General features: G+C 42.7%; 13 protein-coding genes. 2 read left to right on the top strand and 11 right to left on the bottom strand.

Annotated features, from left to right (window positions below; translation table 11 throughout):
* The first annotated feature begins 199 nt into the window (after nt 1–199).
* Nucleotides 200–1,417: a pyridoxal phosphate-dependent aminotransferase gene (locus tag NH454_RS19620; RefSeq protein WP_063704625.1), complete on the top strand. Its 1,218-nt coding sequence runs from the start codon at nt 200–202 to the stop codon at nt 1,415–1,417.
* Nucleotides 1,418–1,442: 25 nt separating this feature from the next.
* On the opposite strand, the gene NH454_RS19625 is transcribed toward NH454_RS19620, so the two are convergent.
* Genes NH454_RS19625 through NH454_RS19640 form a run of 4 tightly spaced genes read right to left on the bottom strand, consistent with a single transcriptional unit; the run spans nt 1,443 to nt 4,343 of the window.
* Entirely contained in the window at nt 1,443–1,910 is a 468-nt protein-coding gene (locus tag NH454_RS19625) for a glycine zipper 2TM domain-containing protein (protein WP_063704626.1), read from the bottom strand.
* A 12-nt stretch (nt 1,911–1,922) separates the two neighbouring features.
* Nucleotides 1,923–2,534 (bottom strand): penicillin-binding protein activator LpoB, encoded by a 612-nt coding sequence (gene lpoB / locus NH454_RS19630; protein ID WP_054552953.1) that lies wholly within the window; start codon nt 2,532–2,534, stop codon nt 1,923–1,925.
* A 10-nt stretch (nt 2,535–2,544) separates the two neighbouring features.
* Nucleotides 2,545–2,970, bottom strand: coding sequence for a YcfL family protein (locus NH454_RS19635; RefSeq protein WP_054552954.1), 426 nt, complete (start codon nt 2,968–2,970; stop codon nt 2,545–2,547).
* Between the two features lie 8 nt (nt 2,971–2,978).
* The gene (locus NH454_RS19640; protein ID WP_253040033.1) at nt 2,979–4,343 is read right to left on the bottom strand and encodes an adenine DNA methylase; all 1,365 of its coding nucleotides are present in this window, start codon (nt 4,341–4,343) and stop codon (nt 2,979–2,981) included.
* Nucleotides 4,344–4,480: 137 nt separating this feature from the next.
* Between NH454_RS19640 and NH454_RS19645 the strand changes: the two genes are divergently transcribed.
* A complete protein-coding gene (locus NH454_RS19645; protein WP_253040034.1) occupies nt 4,481–5,350 on the top strand; it encodes a DMT family transporter in 870 nt (289 codons plus the stop codon).
* Here the strand turns inward: NH454_RS19645 and NH454_RS19650 are convergent.
* From NH454_RS19650 to NH454_RS19680, 7 genes are all read right to left on the bottom strand, one after another.
* A complete protein-coding gene (locus NH454_RS19650) occupies nt 5,331–6,032 on the bottom strand; it encodes a M15 family metallopeptidase (RefSeq protein ID WP_253040035.1) in 702 nt (233 codons plus the stop codon). The genes NH454_RS19645 and NH454_RS19650 overlap by 20 nt on opposite strands.
* Complete coding sequence (gene dapE / locus NH454_RS19655; RefSeq protein WP_199526710.1) at nt 6,029–7,159, bottom strand: succinyl-diaminopimelate desuccinylase; 1,131 nt, start codon at nt 7,157–7,159, stop codon at nt 6,029–6,031. The genes NH454_RS19650 and dapE overlap by 4 nt, the downstream gene beginning before the upstream one ends.
* Nucleotides 7,159–7,503, bottom strand: a complete 345-nt coding sequence (locus tag NH454_RS19660; protein WP_199526709.1) for an ArsC family reductase — start codon at nt 7,501–7,503, stop codon at nt 7,159–7,161. Before NH454_RS19660 ends, dapE begins: the two co-directional genes overlap by 1 nt.
* A 5-nt stretch (nt 7,504–7,508) precedes the next feature.
* On the bottom strand, nt 7,509–7,952 hold the full coding sequence (locus NH454_RS19665; protein WP_235382508.1) for a PTS glucose transporter subunit IIA: 444 nt from the start codon (nt 7,950–7,952) through the stop codon (nt 7,509–7,511).
* 57 nt (nt 7,953–8,009) lie between these two features.
* Nucleotides 8,010–8,402: an ACT domain-containing protein gene (locus tag NH454_RS19670; protein ID WP_253040036.1), complete on the bottom strand. Its 393-nt coding sequence runs from the start codon at nt 8,400–8,402 to the stop codon at nt 8,010–8,012.
* A gap of 209 nt (nt 8,403–8,611) precedes the next feature.
* Entirely contained in the window at nt 8,612–10,768 is a 2,157-nt protein-coding gene (pta, locus tag NH454_RS19675) for a phosphate acetyltransferase (RefSeq protein ID WP_105180785.1), read from the bottom strand.
* A 4-nt stretch (nt 10,769–10,772) separates the two neighbouring features.
* Nucleotides 10,773–11,987, bottom strand: a complete 1,215-nt coding sequence (locus NH454_RS19680; protein WP_253040037.1) for an acetate kinase — start codon at nt 11,985–11,987, stop codon at nt 10,773–10,775.
* Nucleotides 11,988–12,004 lie beyond the last annotated feature (17 nt).

The raw sequence follows: 12,004 nt of genomic DNA on the forward strand, positions 1-12,004 counted from the left end.
ACATAGAAAAGGCGCTCAATGCGAGGCCGAGAAAATGTCTAGGGTTTAGGCAACCAGCGGTAATATTCGATGAATTACGCAAAGCAGCCTAATTTAGCGAGTGGTGCACTTCGGACTTGAATTCGCGATAACCGCAAAAATCCTCTGGCGTGGTGGCCCCGTACTGGGTTAGTCTTAAGGCTAATTAGTAGAGGTAACCATGTCACAAATCAAAAAGAGTCACAAACTAGACGGTGTCTGTTATGACATACGTGGGCCTGTGCTTGCACAAGCTCGAAAAATGGAAGACGAAGGGCAAAAAGTATTAAAGCTAAACATTGGCAATCCTGCTGCCTTTGGCTTTGATATGCCTGAAGATATGCACAAAGATATCATTCGTAACTTATATTCAGCCCAAGGCTACTGTGACTCTAAAGGCCTCTACTCAGCCCGTGTGGCTGTCTATCAACACTATCAGCAACGAGGTTTATTTAATCTTGATGTCGATAATATTTATATTGGCAATGGGGTCAGCGAATTAATTCAAATGACCACACAAGCATTACTTGATAATGACGACGAAGTGCTTATTCCTGCACCGGATTATCCGCTATGGACAGCTTCGGTTAAATTAGCAGGGGGTAACCCTGTGCATTATCTATGTGATGAAGAACAAGATTGGTTTCCTGATATTGCTGATATTAAATCGAAGATCACGTCAAAGACTAAAGCGTTGGTGCTTATAAATCCGAATAACCCAACCGGTGCGGTGTATAGCGATGATCTGTTGATGGAACTTATCAATATTGCTCGTGAGCACAAGTTATTGTTACTGAGCGATGAGATTTACGAGAAAATCTTGTATGACGGTGTCAGCCACAGCTCGATTGGTGCGCTGTGTGATGATGTGCCAATTATCACCTTTAATGGCCTAGCAAAAACGTACCGCGCGGCAGGATTGCGTATGGGCTGGATGGTGTTAAGCGGTCGTACTAGCATGATGGAAGATTTAAGTCGTGGCCTAGATATGCTGGCATCCATGCGCTTATGTGCCAATGTGCCTGCTCAGTATGCTATTCAACAAGCTTTAGGCGGTGTGCAGTCAATCGATAACTTGATAAACCCAGGTGGTCGGCTGTACGTTCAGCGTGATATTGCATGGCGTGGTTTAAATGCCATTGATGGTATTAGCTGTAAGAAGCCTAAAGGGGCACTTTACGCATTTGCGAAGGTGGATACGGCGCACTTTAATATTAAAAACGATGAGCGCATGATTTTAGACTTACTCAAAGCTGAGAAAATCTTATTAGTGCATGGTCGCGCATTTAATTGGCCTGATCCTGATCATTTCAGATTGGTATTTTTACCAAACAAAGATGATTTAACAGAAGCCATGAGTAAGATGCAGCGATTCTTCGCTGATTATCGACAAAGTTAAAAAAAGCGAGCCGAGGCTCGCTTTTTTAATAAGCTTTATCAACACGCACCGTGTTATCGGTGAGGTACACCAAACGTACTTTATCACCTTGGTTGAACAGCATTTGGTTGTCTTTGTCTTGCACAACCATAAACTGTTCGCCGCTTTCTACTTTGATCATCAATTCAACGAGCTGATATTGTATGACGCGACTGTTTTGTTGGCGGTTGTGAGCAACAGAGCCACCAATCATCGAACCTAAAATGGTTGCTACAGTGCGGCCACTGCCGCCACCAAACTGATTACCGATAACACCGCCAATAAGCGCACCACCAAAGGTTTCCCAGCCATTGGTTCTGTCTCTGACCAGTTCTTGTTCGGTAATGGTTCGTACTGATTGTACTGAGCCAAATAACACCTGTTGTACTGGTACTGCTTTGTTACGCTGATAGTCAGCATAACTAGGCGAGCTCAGTAATAAACAGCTTGCTAGGATTGCTACTAGGTATTTCATAACCCCTCCTGACTACCAGCCAAAGGTTGATTTCTCACGTGTTTTGCGGATTTCAGTTTCATCAGCCCATTCAACTAGGCCGCTTTTTAAATCCATTAAACGCATGGTGAATTTGTAATACACATCAGCCTTGTCAGCATTTGATTTAACAATGCTCGATAAGTTGCCGTATAACATATATTGCGCACCAACTTGCTGGCCAAAAGCGATAGCGGTATTTGGATCGACAAGTGGATCGACGTTTTGGAAATTAAGTTGTTCGCGCACAGCTTCAACACGGGTCATATCAACAAAGCGGAACTTACCACTGCGTAATAACTGTGTTGAGATCGAATCGGTGATTGATTCAGTATCAATGTGCTCGCTCGTTTTGTTTTTAATACGCTCAACAAACACGATAGGGCGAGTATTTGCTGTCATGGTGCCAACCACAGGTGAAGCAAGTAACGAGTCTGTCATTTGGCTTGCTACTTTTTGTAGATCCGTTGAGCCAAAATTGATATCTGTGGTTTCAACAGCTTGCGCATCACCATAGCTAACAACGGCTTTATTAGCACAACCAGACAGCAACAAAGCGCTTGTCATTGCAACGGCCGCAGCCGACTTAACAGAAAGTAATTTCATTGTAGTATCCTTAATCTTCAAATTCTTGTGCTTCTGTTGACACTTCACGCACTGCAAGCGAGAAGGTGACAGCATTTGCTGTCGGGGCTAGGCCCGGTAATTGGGTCTTAGCAAATCCAAATAATGTAATGGGTTGCCAAGGTGAATGGTTGCCGCGAATAACAAAGCCATCAGCGTCATACCAAGTAAATTGATATTGTAAGTATTGAGACTTTTTATACTGGCTTGCCAGTGTCACAACAACATCGGTTAAGCCATTTGTTTGGCGTGTTTTTACATCTGTAATGGCTAATTTCTTGCCAAGTTCAGGGTTATTAACAATCAGTTGTTGGTTATACTGTTGTGATGCCTGCTCAACACCAATGCCAGAAGTGGTAGGGCGTGAGGAGCAAGCCGCAACAAGTAAAATGGTTAATAGTGGCACTAAGTATTTCATCATTGCTCCTAGAGTTGTACAACATGTGTGTCGTAGTAGTTATTTATAGAGGTTAGGAAAATCAAGGTTAACCCTTGCTTACTAACCGTAAAGTCTATTTCGCCATGTCCCGGCACGCTTAAAGCGTGCTGACCTGCTGACATCGCGTGCTGTGCAATACTCAGTTGACTTGGTAAAGTCGACCAGCTTCGCGTATCAGCTTGCTCTGATGCTATGTTATAAATATTCGCTAAAATATTACCGACATCGCCGCCGCTTCTTGCCAATTCTGCGCGCATCTTTTCTTTTGCTACCAAACGCATTACTTGACGGGTTATTCTGCCAGCACTTTGATCTTTCAAAGTTTTTGCTGCCAGTGCTTCAAGCCTAACAATGGGCGTCAGTGGCAAATTTTCGCCATCAAGAGTCACTGTTTTATTACTGCCCGCATAGGGCGCATCGCGATAAACTGGCATGGCAATACTGTAAAAGCGTGCATCACCCCGGGAGGTATAAATGGGTAATCGTAAATGAAACTCTTGCCTTGCTGGTATTAACCCTTGCTCTGCAATTACAATAACTTGTCCCGTGTTTGCTTGCGTCTGCTTTAGCTTGCCAAAGCGTTTGCTAAATTCTTCAAAGTCCTGATCAAACCCTTGTTTTTTGGCAAGGCGTAACACTGTTTGCTGTAAGTAGCTATTTTCGCTATTTATTTCGAGTGCTTTCTTATAGTCGATATAGGCATCATCAAACTGTTTATCTGCCTCATAAAGTAGGCCAGACAAATAAAACGTAAAGGCATTTTGAAAGCCATTTTTGACATTACCAATTAGCTCGGCCATATCAGGGTAGCCTTCGGCTGCCTGTTCTGCTTGTTGATCAAGTACAGCTTGGTTGTCTTTTAGCGCATCTTCTTGCACTTTATTTGCACGTCTAACTTCAACTAATGCAGATTCAAGTTGTTTATCAAATACATAACTCAGTGCTTTGTAGCTATGCAGCATGGTCATTTCATAGGCTGCAGGCTCATAACCAATCACTGAGTCATTGGTTAATAATGAGTTTGTTTGTTCAAGGCCTGCGCTCAGTTGCACTTTGGCTGCTTGACGTTTTTTTTCCATATTTTGATAAACAGCTTCAAAGGTCTCATTAGCCTGAGAATTTTGTTTAGCCAAAAATTCAAGACGGGCTGTTTCAAGCTGATTCAATAAATAGTTACTATGGCCGCGGCTATTACTTGGCAAAAGTTGCTGCGCACTTGCTATGTTATTTTGAGAAACAGCTTGGCGCACAGGTCTTAGCTGCGTCGCATAATCTTGGAATAGATCAGTAATACCTATGGTACTGCAACCAGATAACAGTAGAGCAGCTCCAATAAATAAACGTCGATGCACTGAACACTCCTTTTAAACAATGTACTCAGATTAGCATACGCGGCTTAACCTTCTATGATAAATTATGTAAAAAATCGTAAGTTAATTGTCTAATTTTAGGTCTTATCTTTTTTAAAACCAAAAGGATAACTCATTTGTTGAGCACCATACTGTATACCTTGATTGCACTTTGTGCGTTTGCAGCTAACTCTTTGCTGTGCCGAATGGCATTACAAAGTGGTGATATTGATCCGTTAAGTTTTACTGCTATTCGCTTAGCCAGTGGGGCGTTTATGTTGCTTGGCTTACTTTTATGGCAAATAAAGCTAAGGCGAACAAAATCGCCAACAGCTAAACCTTTAACCGATAAAGGTAACAATATTAGTGCGCTTAGTTTATTTGTTTACGCGCTCTGCTTTTCAGTTGCCTACGTTGATTTAAATACCGGCACGGGCGCACTTATTTTATTTTCTGCGGTGCAACTGACTATGATAGGCCACAGTGTTTTTAACAAAGAGCCGCTTAGTAAAGTGCAGTGGGGGGCGTTGTTTGTAGCCTTTGCTGGCTTTATTTATTTAATGTTGCCCTCTGCAACAGTGCCCTCTTTTTTACCCGCTATGCTTATGGCAATAAGTGGCGTAGCGTGGGGAATTTATAGCATTCGTGGAAAATCATGCAGATCACCGCTGCAAGCAACTAGTTTTAACTTTTTAAGAAGTTTAATACTTGTGCCAATTTTAGTCCTTGTAGCTGCTTTAGATTGGCAAGCAGTCTCAGCTACAGGGATTTGCTTAGCTGTAGCCTCAGGAGCACTTGCATCAGGAGTCGGTTACAGTATTTGGTATGTTGCACTACCAAAACTAAAAAGTAGCCAAGCGGGTGTGGTACAACTAACAGTCCCAGTGCTTGCTACAATAGCGGGGGGGCTATTTTTAGATGAGCAACTGACAACGCGTTTAATAATAGCCAGCGCCTTAATTCTTGGCGCTGTTTTGGTGTTTTTAATGGCTAAAAAGCGCAGTCTTTAGATTTAGGGGCATTGATATTTAATACGTAGCGTTCATAAAGCGTGTTAAGTTCAGCTAAAATCGCTTGTTTGCCGCTAAGCTCACTTTGTTCAATACATTGCTGTAATGTTTCAACTGACAAATACTGCATCATCTTTGCTGAAGCTCTGATATGGCTAATATGCCAAGGCTCAGGGGCAACCCCGCCTTTATATTCTTGATAGGGGCGATAAAAACCATACTTTTCAAGGTTATTATCAAGCCATACCGCAAGCTTAGTAAATGGTCCTGTGGTTGAATACTCATCAGGTGTTAATTGCAGCTGGTAATCATCGTCAATAGGGCGGGTATCGTAGATGTCGAGGTCGGTACCAAAGTGATGCCTGCTTGCCCCCGGTAGTGCAGAGTAAAGCATAATCGCGTGACACTTTTCAGTATCAGTTAAACGTTGTAAGTCTACCGTTTTTTGCTCAAGAGTATAAACTGGGCGAAGACCCTGAAATTTAGCATTCCAAATAGCACTTTGACGATGAAAATCGCGAAAGCTTGAGGCTATCGCCAAATCAATACCTGCTTCTTTCGCGCCTTGTTGAAGGGCTAAAAAGTCATCGACAATATCACCATGCAAGCGGTGGTTTTGTAGCCCAACTAAATGTGAGCTACTTAACCCTGTGGCGCATTTTTTAAGCTCGGTTTGGTTCATGTAAGCAGTTGCTCTAAAATGATTTCATAAATATCTGCAAGCTGAATTAAATCATCTGTGCTAACACATTCGTTTACTTTATGAATGGTTTCATTACGAGGGCCCAGCTCAATAACTTTGGCACCTGTTTGCGCAATAAAACGGCCATCAGATGTACCACCGGTGGTTTCAAGCGCTGTGTCGCGTCCGGTTACCTGCTTAATAGCGTGAACTGTAGCATCAACTAACGGACCGTGATCGGTTAAAAACGGTAGTCCATTAACAATCCAACTTAGTTCATAATCAAGGTTATGTTTTTCAACAATATCAACAACTCTTTGTTGTAGCTGTTGATAGGTTACTTCGGTACTAAAGCGAAAGTTGAATTGAATGTCGAGCTCGCCTGGGATCACATTGCCAGCTCCGGTGCCACCATTTATATTTGAAACTTGAAAGCTTGTTGCAGGGAAAAACTCGTTACCCTGATCCCACTCGGTTTGGCTAAGTTCAGTTAACGCCGGTGCAGCTAAGTGAATTGGGTTTTGTGCTAAATGTGGATAAGCAACGTGACCTTGTACACCTTTAACGGTTAAAAAGCCTGTTAATGAGCCGCGACGACCATTTTTTACTACATCACCCAGTTTATCTCGCGACGATGGTTCGCCAACTAAGCATAAATCAATCTTCTCACCACGGGCTTCAAGGGTATCAATAACACGGGTTGTGCCGTTGATAAACGGGCCTTCTTCATCTGATGTAATTAAAAATGAGATAGACCCTTTATGATCTGGGTGTTTTGCAATAAAGCGCTCAGTGGCAACAACCATAGCTGCTAAGGAGCCTTTCATATCGGCTGCACCGCGTCCGTGTAGCATGCCGTCTTTTACCAGTGCCGAAAAAGGCGGGTGCTGCCAATTTTTTTCAGGACCTGTTGGTACAACATCTGTGTGACCAGCAAAACAAAAATGCGGTGATGTGTTTCCTTTGCGAGCCCAGGTATTTAAGGTATCAGTGAAAAACAGTGATTCAATATTAAAGCCAAGTTTTTCAAGGCGCTCGTTCATTAACGCTTGGCAACCAGCATCTTCAGGGGTCACTGATTCACGCTGGATAAGTGCTTGAGCAAGTTCAATAACAGCGTGAGTCATTAGGCAAAAATCTCATCGTATTGAGCTGCTTTAAAACCTAAGTGGTATTGGCCATTATGCACAAGTACCGGGCGCTTGATCATCGCAGGTTGCTCAACTAATAATGCTAATGCTGATTCTTTATCGAGATTTTGTTTTTGTTCATCAGATAACTGGCGATAAGTTGTGCCGCGTTTATTAACTAAATCTTGCCAATCAATATGCGCTGCAAATTCATTAACTAGCTCTGCACTGATGCCGTCTTTACGGTAATCATGGAAAGTAAACTCTTGATTATTATCAGATAAATATTTTTTCGCTTTTTTAATTGTATCGCAATTGCTGATACCATACATGATAGTCATAAATTCTACTTTTTAGTTACAGTGAGTAAAGTATCTACCCCAGCAATGACCTGAGATAGTGAATAATAAAGGGGGCCAAGATTATGGCTGTTGAGCACGCAAACTGTGCCTAGCATAGGGCTGCTTAGCTCGCGTAGGTCAAAATAGGCTAATCGCTCACCTTGGCTAATTTTACTGCCATTTAGCTTAGCAATGTTGGTGTGGCTAATATGCTCTTCTATAGATGAAAACGATAAATTTAATAATATTTTCAAACCATTTTTGGCCTGTAAAATATATTCTTTTCCTGCATTTTTAACTTGTAATAGTGTGCCATCGAAAGGAGCGATAATATTGTGGCTCGTTAGTTCTACACAAATCCCAGGACCAACGGTGGCATACCTAAAAAAAGGCTCTGGGTGCTCAGCCATACTTTTAACACGACCTGTAAAAGGGCTTTTGATTGCCATACAACGCGCTTTTCTTAGGCTGCGCTCAGGCAAATATTGAACGTCGATACTCATGGCTTATTTAACGTCACCTATCACATGGTAACCGTCTTTTCTAAGTGCTGTAATGGCTTTTGCCATGCTTTGCTTTTTCACCAAGACATAATCGGTATCGTACGTTGATAAAGCAAAAATCGAAATTGACGCTTTAGCAAGCACACCAGAAATGTTCGCCATAATACCCGTTAAAGAAAAGCCAAGAGGGCCAATCACTTCAAGTGCTAGCCAATCAGTTTCTTGATCTAAACTGTCTATTGAAAAGGAACTTGGGCATACAATTGATAGCTCATCGGCGGTTTTTGCAATAAAGAAAATAGCTTGTTGGAGTAAGGCAGGGTCAATCGTTGCATCGACATCTAAACTATGAATGGTAAGTTCTTCACTATGAAGTTGTAACGTTTGTTTTGACATCTGCGATCCTATCTTTGAAGCCTTTGAATTTATAGTATAGGTAAACAAAGTTAAGATAAAGCGCAATAATTTTGATTGCTGAGGTTTTACTCAATATCGCTGTTGAGGTTGTCCACAGATTCTGTGGATAAATATGGGAATAGGTCAGTATAAAGAAGGTAATAGGCTAATTTATAAGGGTTTTATAAATTAGCCTAAATTTTGAAGGGTTAATTTTCTAAGCTTTCAACTTGCTTAGCTTGAATCGCTGTAAGGGCAATGGTGTAAACAATATCGTCTACTAATGCACCACGACTCAAGTCATTTACCGGCTTACGCATACCTTGTAGCATTGGGCCAATACTAATTAAATCGGCACTCCGTTGAACGGCTTTATAGGTTGTATTACCGGTATTTAAATCTGGGAATACAAACACCGTTGCTTTACCTGCAACCGGGCTGTCTGGTGCTTTCTTAATTGCTACGTTTTCCATAATTGCAGCGTCGTACTGAAGCGGACCATCAATCACTAAATCAGGGCGCTTTTGCTGGGCAAGTTTAGTGGCTTCACGCACTTTTTCTACGTCAGCACCTGAACCCGAAGTACCCGTACTGTAGCTGATCATTGCAACACGAGGTTCAATACCAAACGCAGCCGCTGAATCAGCTGACTGGATCGCGATATCGGCCAGTTGCTCTGCTGTTGGGTCAGGGTTGATAGCACAGTCACCGTAAACCAGAACTTGATCAGGTAACAACATAAAGAACACTGACGATACCAACGATGAACCCGGTGCAGTTTTAATTAACTGTAGCGGTGGGCGAATCGTATTCGCTGTGGTGTTAACCGCACCCGACACTAGACCATCTACTTTACCTTGTTCAAGCATCATAGTGCCAAGCACCACGTTATCAAGTAATTGCTCTTGGGCAACCACTTCTGTTAAGCCTTTGTTTTTACGAATTTCAACCATAGGCGCAACGTAATCGTTGATCACATCCGCTGGCTCAACAATAGTTACGTTATCGTTAAGCTCAACACCTTGTTGCTCAGCAATACGTAAAATCTCTTCTTTGTCACCAAGTAAGATTGTTTTTGCAATGCCACGTTGGCCACAAATTGCCGCAGCTTTAATTGTGCGTGGCTCATTACCTTCTGGTAAAACAACGGTTTTATTCGCTTGACGAGCTTTGTCTGTTAGTAAGAAACGAAACGCTGGCGGAGACATTTTACGAGTACGCCCAACACTTTGCGCTAGGCTGTCTAACCAATCAGAGTCAATGTGGCTGGCGTTGTGATCTTTTACTTTATCGATACGCTGATCATCATCACACGGTACTTCCATATTGAAGTTGTGCAGTAATAAAGACGTGCGCCACGTATCTTCTTGTGTTGCAAGAATTGGCAGGCCGGTATCCATCGCTTGTTCGCATAATTTCATGATGCGATCTTCCGGCTTAAAGCCACCGGTTAATAAAATAGCCCCAAGCTTGGTGCCATTCATAGCCGATAAACAAGCGGCAACTAATACATCAGAGCGATCGCCCGGAGTGACCAGTAATGCACCTGGGGTAAAGTGGCTTAAAATATTCGATACGGTACGGGCACAGAAAGTAACGCGACGTAAACGACGGTGAGCCATGTCGCCTTCGTTAATAACTTCGGCCTTTAAGTATTCACATAAATCACGCACACGCGGCGCTACTAGGTCGAAATCCCACGGGATTGAACCTAATAATTTAAATGGGTGCTTTCTGAAAATAGGCAGCGATGCTAAACGGTTTAATTCGTTTTCAAGTTGTTCAGGCTCATGGGCTTCAACAAGGTCAGCACGGGCACGACCTTCGTCATCTAAAGGTGCATTAACTTTATTGAAAATACAGCCTAACACGCGAGGGTGGTTAACACCGCCATAGTTGCCTGAGGCGATTTCTAAACGGTCTTCAATTTGGTCGTTGCTATCGTTACTAGGCGTTAAAACAAAAACAATATCAGCACCCAGAGTTTGCGCGATTTCACGGTTTACACGGCCTGCGTAAGGCTGACGACGTGTTGGCACCATACCTTCGATAATTGCAATTTCATCTTCTTTAATGGTGTTTTCAAAGCGCTCGACGATTTCTTCAAGTAAGTCGTCGCCTTTACCATCACCAATCATTTGTTCTGCATAGCTCAAATCGAAGGGAGTAGGCGGATTAATTGGTGAGCCATGGGTGACAATTTGTGTCGACTTTTCAGGGCCTGTATCGCCAGAACGCGGCTGTGCAATTGGTTTGAAAAAGTTTACTTTAAGCGCCTTTTGCTCAAGCGCACGCACTAGACCAACAGAAACAGATGTTAAACCAACCCCAGTTGAAATAGGGATCAACATAATTCTACGTGCCATTTACTTAACCCTCCTTTGCAATGCGGGCTGCATCGTTAGCAATAACCCATTCTTCGTTGGTCGGGATCACAAACGCTTTAGCATGTGCTTGGCCTTTTGAGATTAAGCCTTCTTTACCAAAACGTGCCGCTAAGTTTGCAGCTTCGTCACACTCAAGGCCTAAAAAGCCTAATTGGGTGATCACTTTGTCACGAATGATATCTGAGTTTTCACCGATACCACCGGTGAAAATAAGTGCATCAAGGCGTTGTACAGGCACTAAGAATGCGGCGATTTGTTTTGCTAAACGGTAGCAGAAAATATCGAGTGCAAGGTTTGCTTGCGGGTGACCTTCAACAGCGGCTTCTTCAATAGTGCGACAGTCATTTGATAATTCACTAATACCTAACAGGCCACTTTGCTTATTAAGTAAGTCATCAATTTCTTGCACTGAATAATTAAGTTGCTGAGTTAAAAACGTGAATAAACCCGGGTCGATGCTACCACTGCGCGTGCCCATCACTAAGCCTTCAAGAGGTGTCAGACCCATGCTGGTATCAACGCTCTTACCATCTTTAATCGCACACACTGAACAACCATTACCTAAATGCGCACTGATCACATTGGTTTGCTCACGCTCTTTGCCTAATAATTTTGCTGCTTCACCAGCAACGTAATAATGACTGGTACCATGAAAACCATAGCGTCTTACGCCATGCTCTTTATATAGTGAGTAAGGCAAAGCGTATAAGTAAGCAATATTAGGCATGGTTTGGTGAAACGCAGTATCAAACACGGCAATTTGTGGCAGCGCTGAGAACGCTTGCTTTGCAGTGCGAATACCCAATAAGTTTGCTGGGTTATGAAGTGGTGCAAGTGCCGCTGTTTTTTCAATAGCTGCAAGTACATCATCGTCGATAAGTACAGATTCAGTGAAATGCTCGCCACCGTGCACCACACGATGACCTACAGCGATTAAATTATCTGCAAGACCTAAGTTATTGACTAGCTTAACCAATTCAGCAATCGCTGCATCGTGGGCTTGACCTTTAGCAAGTTCAATCAGCTTTTTTTCACCATTATATTTATATTTGATTGAAGGCGTGTGTGAGCCAAGGCGCTCAGCTAAACCTGAAATAACTTCGTCAGAAGTGGTGGCATCTAAAATGGCAAATTTTAAACTTGAACTACCACAGTTCAGTACTAAAACATGGTGTGGTGGGTAAAGGGGCGTTGGCATAGCTAGGTCCTAAAAGT

It is taken from the genome of Pseudoalteromonas sp. Ps84H-4, from assembly GCF_024124645.1.
Lineage (GTDB): Bacteria > Pseudomonadota > Gammaproteobacteria > Enterobacterales > Alteromonadaceae > Pseudoalteromonas > Pseudoalteromonas lipolytica_C.

Coding starts and splice junctions, on each gene's coding strand:
- lpoB (WP_054552953.1), bottom strand. CDS start 2,534: ATGAAATTACTTTCTGTTAAGTCGGCTGCGGCCGTTGCAATGACAAGC.
- NH454_RS19650 (WP_253040035.1), bottom strand. CDS start 6,032: ATGAACCAAACCGAGCTTAAAAAATGCGCCACAGGGTTAAGTAGCTCA.
- NH454_RS19670 (WP_253040036.1), bottom strand. CDS start 8,402: ATGTCAAAACAAACGTTACAACTTCATAGTGAAGAACTTACCATTCAT.
- NH454_RS19625 (WP_063704626.1), bottom strand. CDS start 1,910: ATGAAATACCTAGTAGCAATCCTAGCAAGCTGTTTATTACTGAGCTCG.
- NH454_RS19660 (WP_199526709.1), bottom strand. CDS start 7,503: ATGACTATCATGTATGGTATCAGCAATTGCGATACAATTAAAAAAGCG.
- NH454_RS19620 (WP_063704625.1), top strand. CDS start 200: ATGTCACAAATCAAAAAGAGTCACAAACTAGACGGTGTCTGTTATGAC.
- NH454_RS19680 (WP_253040037.1), bottom strand. CDS start 11,987: ATGCCAACGCCCCTTTACCCACCACACCATGTTTTAGTACTGAACTGT.
- pta (WP_105180785.1), bottom strand. CDS start 10,768: ATGGCACGTAGAATTATGTTGATCCCTATTTCAACTGGGGTTGGTTTA.
- dapE (WP_199526710.1), bottom strand. CDS start 7,159: ATGACTCACGCTGTTATTGAACTTGCTCAAGCACTTATCCAGCGTGAA.
- NH454_RS19635 (WP_054552954.1), bottom strand. CDS start 2,970: ATGAAATACTTAGTGCCACTATTAACCATTTTACTTGTTGCGGCTTGC.
- NH454_RS19665 (WP_235382508.1), bottom strand. CDS start 7,952: ATGGCAATCAAAAGCCCTTTTACAGGTCGTGTTAAAAGTATGGCTGAG.